General features: G+C 44.8%; 15 protein-coding genes. 9 read left to right on the top strand and 6 right to left on the bottom strand.

Annotation, left to right across the window (positions count from 1 at the left end):
• Nucleotides 1-214: 214 nt before the first annotated feature.
• The 6 genes from dnm_RS22155 to dnm_RS22130 form a co-directional block, all read right to left on the bottom strand.
• Nucleotides 215-961 carry a superoxide dismutase gene (locus dnm_RS22155; protein ID WP_207679071.1) on the bottom strand — a complete coding sequence of 249 codons (747 nt, stop codon included), beginning with the start codon at nucleotides 959-961 and terminating at the stop codon, nucleotides 215-217.
• Between the two features lie 12 nt (nucleotides 962-973).
• Nucleotides 974-1510 carry a tellurite resistance TerB family protein gene (locus tag dnm_RS22150; RefSeq protein WP_207679070.1) on the bottom strand — a complete coding sequence of 179 codons (537 nt, stop codon included), beginning with the start codon at nucleotides 1508-1510 and terminating at the stop codon, nucleotides 974-976.
• A 330-nt stretch (nucleotides 1511-1840) separates the two neighbouring features.
• Nucleotides 1841-3205 carry a hypothetical protein gene (locus dnm_RS22145; protein WP_207679069.1) on the bottom strand — a complete coding sequence of 455 codons (1365 nt, stop codon included), beginning with the start codon at nucleotides 3203-3205 and terminating at the stop codon, nucleotides 1841-1843.
• Nucleotides 3206-3833: 628 nt separating this feature from the next.
• Entirely contained in the window at nucleotides 3834-4001 is a 168-nt protein-coding gene (locus dnm_RS22140; RefSeq protein ID WP_492208007.1) for a RelB antitoxin-like protein, read from the bottom strand.
• A gap of 54 nt (nucleotides 4002-4055) precedes the next feature.
• Complete coding sequence (locus dnm_RS22135; RefSeq protein WP_207679067.1) at nucleotides 4056-5102, bottom strand: hypothetical protein; 1047 nt, start codon at nucleotides 5100-5102, stop codon at nucleotides 4056-4058.
• Nucleotides 5077-6231 (bottom strand): hypothetical protein, encoded by a 1155-nt coding sequence (locus tag dnm_RS22130; protein ID WP_207679066.1) that lies wholly within the window; start codon nucleotides 6229-6231, stop codon nucleotides 5077-5079. The genes dnm_RS22135 and dnm_RS22130 overlap by 26 nt, the downstream gene beginning before the upstream one ends.
• Nucleotides 6232-6905: 674 nt before the next feature.
• Between dnm_RS22130 and dnm_RS22125 the strand changes: the two genes are divergently transcribed.
• The 9 genes from dnm_RS22125 to dnm_RS22085 all read left to right on the top strand — a co-directional run bounded on the left by dnm_RS22125 (nucleotide 6906) and on the right by dnm_RS22085 (nucleotide 18412).
• Nucleotides 6906-7343: a cytochrome c3 family protein gene (locus dnm_RS22125; RefSeq protein WP_207679065.1), complete on the top strand. Its 438-nt coding sequence runs from the start codon at nucleotides 6906-6908 to the stop codon at nucleotides 7341-7343.
• Nucleotides 7344-7452: 109 nt separating this feature from the next.
• Nucleotides 7453-8745, top strand: a complete 1293-nt coding sequence (locus dnm_RS22120) for a 4Fe-4S dicluster domain-containing protein (RefSeq protein WP_207679064.1) — start codon at nucleotides 7453-7455, stop codon at nucleotides 8743-8745.
• Nucleotides 8738-9697: an RnfABCDGE type electron transport complex subunit D gene (locus tag dnm_RS22115; RefSeq protein WP_207679063.1), complete on the top strand. Its 960-nt coding sequence runs from the start codon at nucleotides 8738-8740 to the stop codon at nucleotides 9695-9697. Before dnm_RS22120 ends, dnm_RS22115 begins: the two co-directional genes overlap by 8 nt.
• Nucleotides 9698-9790: 93 nt before the next feature.
• Complete coding sequence (gene rnfG / locus dnm_RS22110) at nucleotides 9791-10384, top strand: RnfABCDGE type electron transport complex subunit G (RefSeq protein ID WP_207679062.1); 594 nt, start codon at nucleotides 9791-9793, stop codon at nucleotides 10382-10384.
• Between the two features lie 276 nt (nucleotides 10385-10660).
• Nucleotides 10661-11266 carry an electron transport complex subunit RsxE gene (rsxE, locus tag dnm_RS22105; protein WP_207679061.1) on the top strand — a complete coding sequence of 202 codons (606 nt, stop codon included), beginning with the start codon at nucleotides 10661-10663 and terminating at the stop codon, nucleotides 11264-11266.
• A gap of 170 nt (nucleotides 11267-11436) precedes the next feature.
• Nucleotides 11437-12009: an electron transport complex subunit RsxA gene (rsxA, locus tag dnm_RS22100; protein WP_207679060.1), complete on the top strand. Its 573-nt coding sequence runs from the start codon at nucleotides 11437-11439 to the stop codon at nucleotides 12007-12009.
• A gap of 65 nt (nucleotides 12010-12074) precedes the next feature.
• Nucleotides 12075-14138, top strand: coding sequence for an FAD-dependent oxidoreductase (locus dnm_RS22095; protein WP_207679059.1), 2064 nt, complete (start codon nucleotides 12075-12077; stop codon nucleotides 14136-14138).
• A gap of 997 nt (nucleotides 14139-15135) precedes the next feature.
• Nucleotides 15136-17859, top strand: a complete 2724-nt coding sequence (locus dnm_RS22090; RefSeq protein WP_207679058.1) for a putative metal-binding motif-containing protein — start codon at nucleotides 15136-15138, stop codon at nucleotides 17857-17859.
• A 319-nt stretch (nucleotides 17860-18178) separates the two neighbouring features.
• A complete protein-coding gene (locus dnm_RS22085) occupies nucleotides 18179-18412 on the top strand; it encodes a hypothetical protein (protein ID WP_207679057.1) in 234 nt (77 codons plus the stop codon).
• Nucleotides 18413-18528: the final 116 nt, after the last annotated feature.

Below are 18528 nucleotides of genomic sequence, written 5' to 3'. Positions count from 1 at the left end.
ACTGTGCTTGTGCAGGACTACCCGGTTTTTTTGCATGTTTCGGCTACTGACAGAAAAAAACTTCCCAGACATCACAGACCATCAAAGATGTTTTTGAGATGCGGGGGTAACTTTACGAAATCTTTTTTCCATAAAAATTAACGATGAGTCCCGGATAGTTTTAGGCAGGGCAGGTGGGGATACCACCAACCACCCTGCGAAAAAAGTTCTTGGTCTATCTGTAGCCTGTCACACCTTTAACCTTTTGATATCGCTTTTCAACTTCCTTCCAGTTGATGATCTTGCAGAAGTTTGCCACATAATCCCCCCGCTTGTTCTGATACTTGAGATAATAGGCATGTTCCCAGACATCACAGACCATGAGAGGAATGGCTCCCCAGATGGTCAGATCCTGATGTTTCTCCGCCTGAAGAATCACAAGCTGCCCCATATACGGTTCATAAGCGAGAATGCCCCATCCGCTCCCTTCCACAGCTTTTGTCGCGGCCATAAACTGACTTTTGAACTTATCAGCTCCGCCAAAACTCTTGTTGATATTTTCCAGCAATTCTCCTTCGGGTGCGCCGCCTTCGGGACTCATGTTTGCCCAGTAAAGACTGTGGAGCGCATGACCGGACCCGTTAAACGCCAGTTCCTTTGACCAGTGCTTAATCAGCGCAAAATCTCCTGATGCCCTGGCTTCTGCCAATTTCTTCAGAGCAATGTTAAATTTCTTAACATATCCCGCGTGATGCCGGTCATGATGAATTTCCAGCGTCTGTTTGTCTATGTGAGGTTCCAACGCGTCATAAGGATAGGGAAGAGGAGGCAGTTTGCACTCACCTCCCTGAACGGCTTTTTTTATCTCCTTTGAAGATGTGTCCGCCGCATAAGCTGAACTCATAATGCCCTCCAATCCGAGGGCCATTGTGGCCGCACCGATCCCTTTCATCATTTCTCTTCTTGTACAAGAATTTTCCATGATCGTACCTCCTTATTTTTTTCGCATCCATTCCGGAATACCATCATCTTTCCCCTTGATTTCCTGAGAACCTGATGGTGCCGGCGCTTTTACCTGAAGACCGAACTCATTCGGATCCAGACCCAGTTCCTGACAGATTTCTCTGACAACCTGTTTTTCATCTTCGTCAAAATCACCATCAGCAGCCCCGATAGCGGAACACACCCGTATCAGAAGCCTGGCTTCATCTGAATTTTTTCTGATCTTGCTGATGGTCCTAAGCGCTTCTGCCTTGCCAATTTGAAGATCGAACTCAAAACTTTGGACGTATTTTTCAAAAGCTGTGATTACCTGGGACATATCAAACACATTCAATGCCTCACTTCTTCGGATAAAGCCCGCCATTTTCGCCTTTTCTTCCGGCTTCACGATTCCGTTGGCAAAGGCAACTATGGCACAGCCCGCGACCGTTGCTTCCATGAAATTTTTATTCCTGAATTTTTTTACGCCCTCGGTAAGATTTGCAGCCTGTGTTTTTGTCCATGTTGTTACATTGTCAAATAAACCCATTTTATTTATCTCCTCCCAAAAAGCCTGATCTGCTGGAATTCAATGCCTTTCCTCACCCGGATAAACCGGAAATAACAAATTCCAATTTCCAATTTCCAAATAAATTCCAATAGAAAAAACACGAAGTTCAGGATTAAGTATCTAACCATAAGTTTTCGATATTCGCACGGGGAAGAAACCCGGCTTTTTTTCCGGAATGATGCTTCTCCGACAAAGGAAAAACCCGGGTTTCTCTGCCGATCACAAAAAAAAAGCTGTATAAAAAACTTTTGCTCAGGTGCTTAAGATACGAACAACTGACACTTAGCACCTAAACCCCCAGAAACATTCTCATTTTTCACTTGGTTCATTTACGGCTTCTTCGATTTCTGTTTTATGATGATATCTGAGTGCGTTTTGCTCCCTTTTTTTTTGCATTTCAACCAGGGCAATCTTATGGCTTTCTTTTGCCTCATATCCTGATATGAACTGATAAATATTCAGAAACCCGAGGAAAATTGTCACAGGCAGAATTGTCAGGAACGCTCTTTTATAAAACAAGTTCTCCGCCTGCGGCATATACTCCGTATCTTCTGCTTTTTCAATGCCGGTTGAATTCAGGAATCTTTCAATATCTCTTGCTTTTATCCGATGTCCGTTTGCCTTGAGAATATTCTGGCATTTTTTCAACAAAGAAACCGCTTTCTTCCGCTTGCTTTCTACGCGGAATTCTCCCTCGGCGTACATTTTCTTTATATCCAAAAAACTTTCGTAAGCCTCTTGTATTTCCTGGTTACTCTTTTCCGAAATCGCTGTCTCACGCTGTTTTTGCTTCTCAATATCCTTCCGAATCTTGCTGACGGTCGCCTCGATGGTTGAAATAAAAGATTCCACCTGCTTTTTTCTGTTCTCATCTCCGATGCTGTCAAACAGGCTGTAATACCTTACCAGTTCTTCTTTTTGCCTCATAAAAGATTCAATACTGGCAATACTGGCACTGACAGATTTATGGCTTTTAAAGATCGCGCTGGCCTGATCAAAGAGAAACCCCGATGCTTTTTTGCTTTGTAAGGTGATGCTTTTAAAACCGAGATTAATTGCGCGCTGTAATTGTTGCAGGATTTCACAAAGGTAAGGCTCCTGCTTAAGTCCGATATATCGGGATTCTATTTTTTGCAATGCCACATTCAGAGGTGCTATTTCCCTCAGATATGAAATCGCTGTTTCTTCATCTCTGGGGACGGGCAAATCAGATTTATCCGAGCTTTGTCTGATGTCATGCGCCTTTCTGACAAGTTCCATGACTTCTGCTGCCTTACGATATTCATCATTAAACGTCTTTTTTTTGTCACGGACGATATATATCAAGTCTTCCTCGGTCAATGCGTTTAATGACGCATTGACAAGTACCCGAAGTCTGTTTTTCTTTCCGAGGTAAATTTCAAATTCTTTTTTATTCCTTAGATCTTCTTTTTCAAAATACAGTTTCCCACCTTCTTTTATCTGTAAATATGACCGGAAAATAATGGGGATCATTGAGGCGACCCTGCCGTTCTGATGGGCTGTTACGAGTTCTCTGTTTTTTTTCTCCAGGATATCGTTAATTTTTGTCGGATTCCGGTTTTTTTCTTTTTCGCCGAACCTGTTATTCAGTTCTGAAATAATAATTTTATCCAGTTCTTTTTCAATTTTTTGGTATTTTTGCGGTTCTTCCATTTATTTTAATAACTCCTGATATTGCCATTGAACCAATGGCTTATTGAATAATTACTGATTATAACAGATTTAGGGGAAATCGGTAAAAAGCCCCGCAGGGGCGGCATATTTGTAGCATACAAATATGCTGCCCCCACGGGGCTTTCCCGGCCGGCATGATAAACGAATGCTACAAATATGCCGCCCCTGCGGGGCTTGGTCGGCCTCCCCTAAATCTGTTATAATCAGGCAATTTTTTCTCCATGTTTCCGAATCTCTTCAGCCAGCCGGGCAAATTTTTTAAACTCGATGTATAAATTTTTTGATGCGGTTTGGCCAAAAAGCTTGTCATTCCGTTCGACAGAATCTGTTTTTTGCCGCTTCCGGGAATCCGGCGGCGGCGGATTCCTGCTTTCGCAGGAATGACAAAAAAACTTGATCATCGAGTTTAAGAAGGTTTTTGTATATTCAACTTACTATTTCATTTTTCAGAGACTCATAATAAGTACCCGATCAAAAGTTTTTTATACATCTTTTTTTCCGCGAACAGCCGAGAAACCCGGGCTTTTTCTTCAGGGACGACGGATCATTCCGGGGAAAAACCCGGGTTTCCTTCCCGTTCGAATATCGAAAACTTATGGCTGGGTACTTATTTCAGCACTGATTTACCTGTCAGCCGCTCTTCAGTCCGAGTTTTGTCCACCAGCCGGGGCAATCCGTAATTTTCAATTAACTCTTCAAACCGTTCAAAGTCAGCAATCGGTATCTGAACAGCCACAGGTTTCCGAGCCTCATTATAAATATAATGTTTATTTATATTAATCAGTTATTATCTTCTAACAAAGATAAGCCTGAATTCAGACAGCCTATCTCACTTCTCATTTCCCATTTCTCTGGATTCCAGGATGTGTCTTTGAAATTCATCAGCCCTGTTATCGTGTTTCCAGATGAGTACGTCGAGTTCGCCCTGTATCCGATCCGAATAGCCCTTTATTACCAATTTTTTTAAAATATCACACCCCTGACGCAACTCTCTGACCCCTGTGATGACCCTCTGTTTTCGCTGTTCAATCTCTTCATAAGAATTTTGAACCAGATAATGATATGCGGCAGAGGCTTTTTCCAGAGACCCCTTTTTCGAATTTCCGTTGAGTTTGGCTCCGAAACTGTCCTCATATTCCCTCATATTCCGAAATGTGTCGCTGAGATGCCGGGCCTGTCTGAGTTCATCCTCAGTTGTATTTAACGAGAAAACCCTTTCTTTTTCAGGCTCCGGTACAGAAACAGGCAGGGCCGAATCATCATCTTCTGTTTTTAATGGCGATGTGTTCCCGTGTTCCGGCTCAGGCCCGGGGGCCGGGAGTGCGGATTGCTGTGAAAACCTTTGGCTCATAATATCAATGAGATATGTGGTTTTTTCCATGATTTCCGAATGGTTTCGGATGATATCCCGCATTTGGCCGGATTGATTAACGATATTTCGGATGATTTCGATTTCATCTGAAATTCCCAGCAGAAGTTCCACTTGCTGCCGCCTGATTTTTTTGAAATACACGCGCGTTTTTTCGTCAGTTTCAGGAACACCTGTGGATTGTCCGTTCATTCTGAATCGGAAGTCTGACATCTGTTTCAGGGACAGGGAAGATTTTGAAAGTATTGCAGAAGCTTCCTGATCCATTTCAGCATATAAATCACCATGTCCTCTTTTCTTCGTCAGAAACCATATTTTCTGAAACAAGCGTTTGCCCGCTCCGGTTCCATTACGGCTTTGTCTTATCGTCTGTGCCGAAGTTTTCAGATAGTGATCAACCTGATATATAAACTTCGTCACATTAATGCTTCGGACGGATTTCGAAATCTCTTGTATGCTGACCGCTTTCATTTCACCTGTTTTATTTGATGAGGTTCTCAATTTCATGCCTGTTATCTTCGATTTGTCTCAGCCTTACTTCGTCATTCTTTTTATAGTTGGCTTCAGCTTCCTGCAACGCGTTGTATTCCATCTGCCATTGCGGGGTGGACGAAATCTGGTCCCCGATCAGCGAAGCATATCTGCCCAGCACTCTGTTACCGTCATCAATGCTTTCCACGATCATGATCATGGACTGGGTCACCTTTGCAACCCCCGCGCAGATATTGGAAACATTGTCCACTGCGATTTTCATATGCCCCGCGCCGTCTGCGAACTTGTCAACCATGTTGACATGGATATCGCCTGTTTCTTTGAAATCATTGATCAGGGTTCTGTAGCTCTTCAGCGCGGTCTGGTACTTCACGCCCATGTCAATATTTGTTTTATATTTAAGTTCCATTCCCTGGCTCTCTCTCAGCGCCATTTCAAGATGATCCCTTGTTTTGTCAACCTGGGCATAGCGTTCATGTATCGGGGACATGGATTCATGGATAAGCACAATTTCCCTTAGCTGGCCTTCAAGCTCCTTGCTGTATTTTATCTGAGCATCATAAGCCCTCCGGTCGCTGTGTATCTGATCCGAAAACGAATCACTGACTTCGGTCAGATTTTTTACAATGCCGTCAACCTCAACAACAGTGTCCCGCAGACCTTCATTTAATCCCTTCAGACTGTTAATGTAATCTTCGATCATCCCCCTGAACTCAGAGACAAGAACCTCATCCGGCTGCCGGGGGACCTCTTTTTTCACAATTTCATAATCAGTGTAGGTTTCCATTTGCTGCTTTTTGAGGCCCAGGGAAACCAGGGTTTTGTCAAACGTATTATATTTTACGGGTCTCTGTTTTTCTACAGGGATCTTTTCTTCAATAACTTTCTTGGTTCTTGCCGCGATGATGTTTCTGATACCGTCTTCGATCACTTTGATTTCATCCACAACTTTTTGCAAATTTTGTGCGTCAAAGGAGTCTGATTTAACATTTTGGGCCCTATAGTAGGTATTTACCGGGGGTCTGTATCCTGTGCTGTGGCCCGGGCTCTGCGGTTTGGCCTGGTCGTTGTATTTACTGAGTATTGCATCCAGCTTTTCATCCACATTCATAATGGCGTTTTCGGTTTCATTTTTATCTGACATTTTCGCTGACCTCCTCTGTTTATTTTTTCCTATTTCAAAATTTGGATTTAAGAGTGTAACTAAAGTAGTGCGAATTCAGTGTGTTTTTCAGAAAGAATATTCTGAATTCAGGCATCTTTCATTTTACCTGAAAAACAATTCACACTTTTCAGACCTGTACTGAAATATTAACCGAAAAATGAAGAATGCCTAGTTTTTCATATTTTTTAACAAAAATTCAGATATTATAAAACCTATACACAAAACATACATTCACGTCAACAGGAATGCCATTACAACATTTTTTGTCTTCTGACATTTGCCCACATACTTGATAAACAGATAACTGGCAACTGAATTTTTATTATTTAATACTCATATTTTTTTAATTATCTGATTTAATTGAAAAAGTCTGAAAAACAGCACTTTAATATTTAGTCAATAAAATCAATAGGTTAAATAATCCAAAACAAACAATCTGTGTCGTTGGCACAGGGATTCATACCTTTATAACTTATTTAAATTAAATAATTTATAAAACAAGCATCAGAAAAACAGGTCATCAGGTATTATTTCTTTTCCCAGGTATAAAAAAAGGACTTGCAAGCTTTTCAGCATTATGATAGGCGGTACACGATTTTATCTGACCCACTTTTTTGTTTAATGACCATAAAATTTGAAAGGAACTATTCAAAATGACTTCAAAAAAAGAGCTGCAACTGGCTTATGGTCTGGCTATTGTTTTGTTGCTCGTGGGCATCCTAAGTTACACGGTCTCTTCCGCAGATGTCCCGGAGGAACCGGTAAGAATGATGTTTCAATGCTCCACAGGTAAGGTTTTGTTCGACCACAAGACCCATACGGCAGAATCAGGTTATGGTCTTGCCTGTAACGCCTGTCATCATCATCCTGAAGACAGTGAAGACAGCCCGGCATGCCGGGAATGCCATGTTCTGCCAGCAGACGGATCAGCCCCTCAGATATGTTTGGACTGTCATGAGGCGGATGAGATCGAAATGGACAGCATGATGAAAAAAACGGATGCGCTTCATCAGCAATGTATCGGCTGCCATAAAGAACAGGAAGCCGGTCCCGTGGAATGTGAATCATGTCATGTCAAGTATAGTTTTTAAGGAAACTGGAAACTGGGAAGCAGACGTTTACCGTTCCTTTTTCTGATTTCCAATTTTCAATTTCTGTCTTACAACAACTTTTAACGGTTTTTTAATGGAACCTTATATTATGATGAGAAGATCATTTTTTGGTTTGGCAAAGCCTCGGTTTGAATATCAAGCAACAGACAGCACGCCCGCGGAACCTGAAAAAATTCCGATGCCGAAGAAGGTCACGCTTTTTTTCAAGGAACCCTGCGGGCAGAAAAACTCTGTCTTGCTCAGTCCCGGGGACAAGGTTAAGACCGGACAGAAGCTTTTGCTTTGTGAGGACAGTGATTCTTACATAATTTCTTCTGTCACAGGAACCATATCATCCGTAACTCCCTATACAGGCGATTTTAACGCGTCTTATACGGCAATTTCAATTGATGTTGCCAAACAAGAAGAACAGGATGAACAATTCGGAATTTCCGCCAAGGATATCACCCTTGAAGCGGCAAAAGATTTTCTTGATTTTGCCCCGGGATGTCCTTCCATGCAGGTGTTTTCTGATCCTGACAAACCAATAAAGACACTTGTGGTCTGCGCGGCAGACAATGATCCGGTGGTTTTTTCAAATCAGTGTGTGGTGAAGTCCCGCACCGATGCCATCAACAAGGGTGTCAGCATTCTGAAAAGAATCACAGGGGTGGATCAGGTCGTTGTTGTTTCTTCCCAGAGTCTGGTGAAAAAGGCCAGTGCCATCGGGGGAACTTCCGGCGTGGAACTGAGGGTTGTGGGCTCTGAATATCCGGCCGCACTTCCCCGGATGATTATGAAAGATATTTTGGGACAGCCGGTTCCCGCGGAAAGTACATGCGAAGATATGGGCGTGTGCTTTTTCAGCGCCGAAGCTGTCGCATCTGTGGCCAGTGCGTTTACCAACAAGCAGATACCTGTGACAAAAACACTGACCCTGATCAAAAAAGATATGACCCGGGTATTGGTTGAGGCCAGAATCGGAACACCGATTCGCGATATTTTCAATGCATGTGATGTTGCCCTGAGTGAAAAAGACAGGATAATTATCGGGGGTCCCATGGCCGGTTCGGCTGTCTATTCCGAGGATCATCCGGTTCAGCCGGACACTGACGCCATCATGGTTCAGGACAGTGAGGACGTGGCCCTTGTTTCGGACTATCCCTGTATCAATTGCGGAGAATGTGTGAGAATCTGTCCTGCCCGGATAGCGGTAAATATGCTTGTCAGATTTTGTGAAGCAGGAGAATATGAAACAGCGGCAGACGAGTATGATCTGCATTCCTGCATCGAATGCGGGCTTTGCACTGTTGTCTGTCCGTCAAGAATGCCGGTTTTTCAGCATATCAGGCTGGCAAAATATGAACTGGGCCGGATGAATACGGAGGAGACGAATGCTTAATCAAAAAAAATTCATTGTTTCACACGCTCCTTTCTGGCACAATGGGAGTGGGGTATTCGAACGAAGCTATCATACCATATTTGCAGTATTGCCCGCGGTGATTCTGGGCATCATTCATTACGGCGTAGCTGCCCTGGGAATGGTGTGTCTCGCGGTTTCTTCCGCAATCCTCTGGGAACTTGCATTTAATCGTGTGACAAAGCAGCCCGTAACCATAGGAGATGGAAACGCTGCCATGATCGGCATTATCTTTGCCATGCTGATGCCCGCGACAGCCCCTTGGTGGGCGGTCATCACAGGCACATTTATTGCCGTTGTTATCGGAAAGCATATCTTTGGCGGCATCGGTGGCAACCCTTTTAATGCGCCGACAGTGGCAATTGCCATACTGATGCTGTCTTGGAAAGGCATTTTCGATTTTGATGAAATGCTTGTTAATTATGAACTTGATTTTGCCATGATTTATCCGCTTACTGCGGTGAAAAATTTTGGTGTATCTGCCATTGATGTTTTCAGCACAGGCGATCTTCTGATGGGCAAACAGTTAGGCGGAATCGGCTCGACTTTCGGACTGGGGCTTATTCTTGGCGGACTTTATCTTATCATCAGGGGATTTATCCGATGGGAAATATCCCTTTCATTTATAGTCGGTGTGTTTATAACGGCTCTCCTGTTCAACGCGTCTGATCCTGCCAAGTACGCCGGGCCTATGTTTCACCTTTTGACCGGTTATACCCTGATCGGTGCCTTTTTCCTGGCAACCGAAGATTCACCTTCGCCAGTGAATTTCATCCCCATGATTCTTTACGGATTTCTCGGAGGGATGATGACTGTACTCATAAGGAATATCGGTGTATATGCGGATGGTGTGATTTTCGCTATCCTGGTTATCAATCTTCTGAGTCCGCTTTTGGACAAGATCAGACCAAAAGCCCTGGGAAGTGGGAAATAAGAATTGAGAATTGAAAATTGAAAAATCTCAAGTTTCAAGTTTCAAGTTTCAAGTTTCAAACTCAAGTTTCAAACCCAGAAAGGTGGTTAAAGAATGCGTGAAATGATAAGAATGGTTCTCGTTCTTACAATCCTGAGTGCGTTTTCCGGCGGTCTGCTTGCTGCCATACGTGATAACACCAAGGAGAAAATCGAAAACCAGCAGTTGCAGTTTGTTAAAGGACCCGCAATCAACGCTATATTTGAGGGCGCGTCGAATAATCCCATTGCCGACCGGTTTAAACTGACAGACGGTGAAATTGAAAGAAGCTTTTTCGTGGGCGTATTTGACGGAGAAGCCCGGTCAGTTGCTCTTGAAAGCTACGGAAAAGGATATGGCGGCGACGTGGGTCTGATGGTCGGTATTAATTTGAAAGATGACACGATTATCGGTGTCGGTGTGACCACTCACGCTGAAACACCGGGCATGGGAGCAAAGGCAAAATCAGATCCCGATTTCGCTGCTCAGTTCAAAGGTGTTTCTGTAAAAGAGCCGATAAAAGTCACAAATGACGGAGGAGCCATCGGTGCTATCAGCGGCGCGACAATTACATCCCGTGCAGTATGCAGCGCGGCAACAGATGTCGCTGACGTATATAAACGACTGAAACCGCAACTCGAAGAAAAATTAAAAGCCTTCAATAAGTAGTGATGATGGGTGATGGGTGATGGGTGATCAGGGATTGGTGATTGGTGATTAGGGATGGGTGATCAGGGATTGGTGATTAGGGATTGGTGATTGGGGATTAGGGATTAGGGATTGGTGGCTTGTGATCAGAGACTGAGAAAATCACAAATCGCAAATCGCAAATCGCAAATCACAAATCGCAAATCACAAATCACAAATCGCAAATCGCAAATCACAAATCACAAACCGCAAACCACAAATCACAAATCACAAATCACACAATAAGGGAGAAAAAATATGGCCAAGTCTCTTGCTCAGGAATTTGCAAAAGGTTTGTGGGAAGAAATACCGCCGTTCAGACTCGTGCTGGGACTCTGCCCGGTGCTGGCAGTCACCAAAACCGTTGAAAACGGAATCGGAATGGGGCTTGCGACAACATTTGTTCTGGTATGTTCCAATATGCTCGTGTCCATGCTGCGGAAAATCATTCCGTCAAAAGTCAGAATCGCTTGTTTTATTATTATTATCGCCACATTTGTGACAGTCGTGGAACTGCTCATGCAGGCATTTGCATATCCGCTGTTCCTCAAGCTGGGTATATTCATACCGCTTATTGTGGTAAACTGTATTGTTCTGGGCCGGTCTGAGGCGTTCGCGTCCAAAAACGGTGTTGTACGTTCAATCGCGGACGGGCTGGGCATGGGTATCGGTTTCACCATATCCCTCGGCTGTCTTGGCGCTGTTCGGGAGTTGTTTGGAAACGGAACACTGACGTTTTGGGAAACTCCGATACAAATATTCGGACCTTCCTTTCAGCCATTTGCATTCATGGTTGAAGCCCCCGGGGCCTTTGTCTGTCTCGGACTGATGCTTTGTCTGATGAACCTTGCCGGAAGTAAATAGTTATTTGTGATCGGGGATCGGGGATTGGTGATTTGTGATTGGGGATTGGTGACTTGTAATTGGCGATTGAGGAATTGGAAGCAAGTCACAAATCCCAAGTCACAAATCCCAAATCACCAATCCCAAATCACCAATCCCAAATCACCAATCACAAAGTTAGGAGAATATAGATGGATTATATCATTCTTGCCATTAGTTGTATCCTCATAAATAATATTCTGCTTGCCCAGTATCTTGGCAATTGTCCTTTTATGGGGACATCCAAAAAAATGGAGACCGCTGTAGGTATGGCGTTTGCTGTCGTTTTTGTTCTGGTCATGGCAGGTGTTATCACATGGATTGTGAATACTTATGTGCTAGCCAAGTTCGGCCTTGATTATCTGAGAACGATTGCTTTTATCCTTGTTATTGCATCCCTTGTGCAGTTTGTTGAGATGTTTTTGAAAAAGAGTATTCCTGCTTTGTATGCGGGACTGGGAATTTTTCTGCCCCTGATCACCACAAACTGTGCGGTCATGGGTGTCTGTCTGATTAATGTCAATGAAGAATATACCTTTGTTCAGGCGCTGGTATCATCGTTCAGTTATGCGGTGGGATTCGGGCTTGCACTGATTCTTTTCGCGGGCGTGCGTGAGCGGGTTCTTTTAGCCAGAGTTCCCAAACCGCTTCAGGACACATCCATCGCGCTTGTCATCGCGGGAATTCTTTCCCTGACGTTTTTTGCATTCAAAGGGATGGTATAATGTGAAAATCTGAAGCAAATGTCAGATTTGCTTCAGATTTCGGATTTAAAAATGAGGAGATCATCGTGATAGAAGCCATACTTTTTATGTTGGGTATTGGAGCGGCATGCGGCTCGGTACTGAGTGTTGCCTCAAAAGTATTTTATGTCTATGAAGACCCTCGGATTGCAGAAGTGGAGGGTTTTCTTGCAGGCGCAAACTGCGGAGGATGCGGATATGCCGGATGTTCAGCGGCCGCTGTTGCGGTGGTTGAAGGCAATGCACCTCCCAGCGTCTGCATTGTGGCCGGTGCCGAAGCAGCGGCAAATGTCGCGGCTGTGATGGGATTGGATGCGGGCACTGCCGAACCGCTCAAGTCTTACAATGAGTGTAACGGCGGAAACAGGGCCGCGAATAAATATTATTACACGGGCCTGAACACCTGCAAGGCAGTTTCAGCACTTTACGGCGGGAGACGGGAATGTGAGATCGGATGTCTCGGGTTTGGCGATTGTATCAGATCCTGTGCGTTTGATGCCATTCACATGGGACCGGAGGGATATCCGGTTGTTGATGAGACAAAGTGTGTGGGATGTGGCGCGTGTCAGCGGGCCTGTCCGAAAAATATCCTCACGGTCAAAACCATGTCTCAGCGATTGCTTCATATGAATGCGGAGGATGACGCGCTGGCCCCGTGCAGGCAGACCTGCCCCGCTGAAATTGATATTCCCAAATATATTGCCCAGATCCGAAACGGAGATTATGAAGGGGCTGTGAATACCATCCGGGAACGGAATCCGCTGCTCTTATCCTGCGGCCGTGTGTGTCCTCATCCCTGTGAAGATCGTTGCCGCCGGGGAATTGAAGATGAGCCGGTTTCCATAAACCAGCTGAAGCGTTTTGTTGCGGATTTTGAAATGAATTCGGGAAAACGGATTCCCATCCCCTGCGCACCGGATACAGGAAAACGGGTTGCGGTCATCGGCGGCGGGCCGGCGGGTCTGAGCTGTGCTTTCTTTCTGCGTCGCCTGGGCCATGGTGTCACCATTTTTGAGTCCATGCCGCATCTGGGCGGAATGATCCGATACGGTATCCCTGAATACCGTCTTCCCAAAAAAATTCTGGACTGGGAAATCGAGGGCATCCTGAACCTGGGCATCGAGGCCCGCGTCAATGCAAAATTTGGCGAGGATTTTGATATGGGTTCCTTGGCGTTTGAAGGTTATGACGCTGTCTTTATGGGCGTCGGCGCGTGGGTGGATTATAACTTGGGCGTGGATGGTGAAAAACTGAACGGATGTTATACTGGCATTGATTTTCTGTCAAGACTCGCAAGCGGTGAAAAATTTTCGGTTCCCCGAAAGGCCGCTGTCATCGGCGGGGGAAACTCCGCGATTGACTGTGTGCGTAACCTTATCCGGCTGGGCACTGAGGAAGTGTGGATTGTGTATCGCCGGACCCGGGCGGAAATGCCTGCGAACGAAGTTGAGATTGAAGCCGCGGAACATGAAGGTGTCAAATTTCAATTCCTGGCTGCCCCTGTCCGTGTTGTGGGGGATGAGGACGAAAATGCCACGCATCTGGAATATCTCAAGATGGAACTGGGAGAGCCGGATGCCAGCGGAAGACGCCGCCCTGTGCCGGTTGAGGGGTCTGAAACCCTTCTTGAAGTGGATATGGTCATCACAGCCATCGGACAGCGCCCGGATGTTTCTTTTAAAGAGAGTTCAAAGCGTCTTGATGATCTCAATATTACCCGATGGAATACCATTGATTCGGATCCTGAAACCCTCCAGTCGAGCATTCCTTATATATTCACAGGGGGAGATTCGGCCACGGGTCCGTCTCTGGTTGTCGAGGCCATTGGCGGCGGAAGAAGGGCCGCAAGGTCAATTCACCAGTATCTTACTGGCGAAGAGATCAAACCTGTTCCCAAGTCACTCTTTAAAAAGAATATTCCGGGAACAATTTTTGACTCGGTTCCGGGAGTTGTAAAAACCCCGAGAGCAAAAATGACGGAATTACCCGTGAAGGAAAGAATCACATCTTTTATTGAAGTGGATCAGGTTCTCACCGAAGAGGAGGCTATCGCTGAATCAAACCGATGTTTGTCCTGCTGTCGAATTTGCTATAATAAAGATGCTGCCTGATTTTCAGCCGCGGTAGTTTGTTGATGAAAATAGGAATTCGTGAGGTGTTCAATATACCCGAAAAGGGGGAACATCTCACGAATTTTTTTTATTGTCCCATCTGCATGGATTAATTTAGGGATTTCCCCAAAAACAAAATACCCGGAATATAGGGCATCCTTCATTTAGTAGTTTACACTTTCAGCTAAAATGAATTTTTTATGTTTTTTTTAATTCATGATAATTTTGATTATTTTTATAATATAAACAACCTATTACAAAAAAACTACAAATTTTGTAGTTAATTTTAGCTAATCATGTTTGAAGTGTGTAAAAAACTACAAAATTTGTAGATTTTACAATATCTATTTGTAAATATTACTTTTATTTAGCTACAAAATTTGTAGATTGAAAAAAAATGGACTTTTTTTCAAATCACCAAAAGTGTAAAGTACTTTTGGGCAAATATGAAGGATGCCGAATATAGGAACGTAGGGTGGGTGGAGCGAAGCGCAACCCACCGCACTGCTTACCCTGTATGGCCGTACCTGTAGGAACGTAGGGTGGGTGGAGCGAAGCGCAACCCACCGCACTGCTTACCCTGTATGGCCGTACCTGTAGGAACGTAGGGTGGGTGGAGCGAAGCGCAACCCACCGCACTGCTTACCCTGTATGGCCGTACCTGTCAAGTTTTATTCGAATGGTTAAAATGCTGTTACTTGGATAACTTCCCTATAAATAGCATATTCCTCTCCCATAATACTCCTTTCACCCCATTGACGAATCCGATACTTTATGAACAAACTCTTCTCGTTTTTTAGCAAATAAGTACCTGTGCAAAAATTTTTTATATATCTTTTTTCTGCGAACTGCGGAGAAACCCGCCTTTTTCCTTCACGGGCGGCGGGTCATTCCGGGAAAAAAGCCGGGTTTCTTCCCGGGCAAATATAAAAAACTTTTGCTCAGGTACTTAAGGTTCACTTATAATATTTTTTTAAAAAAAGGAGAGTTTTGCTAAATGAAAAAAATCAGGGTATTATTTATTTTTCTGACAATGATCTTTGCATTGTTCGGATGTAGCGGCGGTGATGGCGAGGAATCAGGTCTGAATGATATAGACAAGGATGGTGATGGTTACACCCAGATCCAGGATGACTGCAATGATGATGACGCTGATATTTATCCCGGGGCAGAGGAAATTTGCGGCGACGGCATTGATCAGGATTGCGACGGAAATGATATGTCCTGTGACACGGATCCGAAAGATGTGGATGATGACGATGACGGCTACACTGAAACTCAGGGCGACTGTGACGACAGCGACCCGAATATCTATCCCGGGGCGAAAGAAATCTGCGGCGACGGGATTGATCAGGATTGCAACGGAAGCGATCTGATCTGTCCCCCCGAAGATAAGGACGGTGACGGCTACACTGAAACTCAGGGCGATTGTGATGACGATGACCCGAATATCCATCTCGGAGCAGAGGAAATTTGCGGGGACGGGATTGATCAGGATTGCAACGGAAGCGATCTAATCTGTCCCGAGGAAGACAAGGATGCTGACGGCTACACTGAAAACCAGGGCGACTGTGATGACGATGACCCGAATGTCCATCCGGGAGCGGAGGAAATCTGCGGAGACGGGATTGATCAGGATTGCAACGGAACTGACCTGACCTGTCCCCCCGAAGATAAGGACGGTGACGGCTACACTGAAACTCAGGGCGATTGTGATGACGATGATCCGAATATCCATCCCGGGGCGAAAGAAATTTGCGGGGACGGAATTGATCAGGATTGCAACGGAACTGACCTGACCTGTCCCGAGGAAGATAAGGACGGTGACGGCTACACAGAAGCTCATGGCGACTGCGATGACAGCGACCCGAATATCCATCCCGGAGCAGAGGAAATATGCGGGGACGGGATTGATCAGGATTGCAACGGAACTGACCTGATCTGTCCCCCCGAAGACAAGGACGGTGACGGCTACACAGAAACTCATGGCGACTGCGATGACAGCGACCCGAATATCTATCCCGGGGCGAAAGAAATCTGCGGCGACGGGATTGATCAGGATTGCAACGGAACTGACCTGACCTGTCCCCCCGAAGATAAGGACGGTGACGGCTACACTGAAACTCAGGGCGATTGTGATGACGATGATCCGAATATCCATCCCGGGGCGAAAGAAATATGCGGGGACGGAATTGATCAGGATTGCAACGGAACTGACCTGACCTGTCCCGAGGAAGATAAGGACGGTGACGGCTACACAGAAGCTCATGGCGACTGCGATGACAGCGACCCGAATATCTATCCCGGAGCAGAGGAAATATGCGGGGACGGGATTGATCAGGATTGCAACGGAACTGACCTGACCTGTCCCCCCGAAGATAAGGACGGTGACGGCTACACTGAAACTCAGGGCGATTGTGATGACGATGACCCGAATGTCCATCCGGGAGCGGAGGAAATATGCGGAGACGGAATTGACCAGGATTGCAACGGAACTGACCTGACCTGTCCCCCCGAAGATAAGGACGGTGACGGCTACACTGAAACTCAGGGCGATTGTGATGACGATGACCCGAATATCCATCCCGGGGCGAAAGAAATATGCGGGGACGGGATTGATCAGGATTGCAACGGAACTGACCTGATCTGTCCCCCCGAAGACAAGGACGCTGACGGCTACACTGAAACCCAGGGCGATTGTGATGACGATGACCCGAATATCCATCCCGGGGCAGAGGAAATATGCGGGGACGGCATTGATCAGGATTGCAACGGAACTGACCTGACCTGTCCCCCCGAAGATAAGGACGGTGACGGTTACACAGAAAACCAGGGCGATTGTGATGACAGCGACCCGAATATCCATCCCGGGGCGAAAGAAATATGCGGGGACGGGATTGATCAGGATTGCAACGGAACTGACTGTGATGATGATACAGATGATACTGTTTATGATTATGCTTTGGATAATGAAACAAGTATGAACGAGGGCAATATTGCCCTGTTTATGGAAAGAATATCAAAGGATTTCTTAAATAACGGCGAAGATTACGATTGTCAGTATGAGGCAAAAGCGTGGTATTTCGAGTATTACAGTTATGAGAATACCGTCTATCAAATTAATCAGGTTTCTTATGAAGATAAAGATGGAAAGCATCTGGCAAATGTCAACCGAACCATCACTTATACCCGGGTTTCAAAAGCCGGAGCAGAAACAGAACATGAGTTTACCGGAGATGTGACCTTCGTTTTTGAAGATGAAAAGTGGAAATTTTTTGGTAATCAGGAAGGATATTCATCCCCTTCCATTTTGGAAATGACCACGGGTGAGCGTATAGATGAGACAACTGGAAAACTGGTCGGAGTCAAAAATAAGTTTACCAATTTGGACGAGGCAGTGACTGTTTCTGTAAGTGTTGATAACATTGAAAACGGTTCAAGTTTTAACGTGAGATGTTATAAGCCAAACGGGACGATGTTCTCTGATAGTCCTTATACTGTTAATTGGGGGGATTATCCAAGCTGCTTACGATTCAGTACTCAGTGGTATCAGTCTTACAGCATCTTTAATTCCGAGGATATTCCCGGATATGGAGGGATGTTCATTCCCGGGGCCGGAGATTTCGGACCGGAAGATGCCGGAACCTGGCGAATAGAACTGTCAATGAACAGAGTTGGCTTTCTGGGGGAAATTTATTTTGAGTATGAATATATCCCATAAAGAGCATTAAAATATTGCTCTCTGGTTCAAATTAACAGCCGGGTTTTTAAGAAAATCCGGCTGTTTTATTTTTTTACACATGTAAATATTGTTGGCATGAAATAAACACCTTCTGCTGAATATGTTGGGTTAAAAAAAACATTCATGACATGGAAAATATTTTGAAATATTCAGTAAAAAGTATTTAAAAAAATATATCTTTCAATTTTAAATAGTTAGAATGATATATGCGAAAATTCTGTAAATTTGGCATGAACAATGCATTAAAAAACAGATAAAAGAATAACAGATTTAATGAACACTAAAAAGGAGAACTAAGGTGACAAACATTTTAATCAAAGACTTGGAAGGCAGCAGGGAGCTTGATAAACAGGCGATGGCAGGTATTATGGGCGGCTATACTTACAAAGAGAAGCTCAAAAAGACCTACCTGGGTGTAAAAACAGGATCTGATGGCTATTTGCATAAATTTTACAGGATTCGCTACAAAGTGACTACGATAGATAGCCGCAATGAGGATATAGAGAAACAGGGGGCGCTTGTCCGTATGTAGAAATGCCGGATTTTTGACGACTTAACAGAAGAAACAGGGGACGAAAGTCCCCTGTTTTGCTTGAATCAGATATCCTTTGTATGAAATCTCACAGTTAAAATTCCTGTCTATTTTCC

The sequence above is a fragment of the Desulfonema magnum genome (genome assembly GCF_017377395.1).
Classification (GTDB): domain Bacteria; phylum Desulfobacterota; class Desulfobacteria; order Desulfobacterales; family 4be13; genus Desulfonema_C; species Desulfonema_C magnum.
The sequence above is the reverse complement of the archived record's forward strand: the minus strand, read 5'-3'. Positions and strand labels throughout refer to the sequence as shown.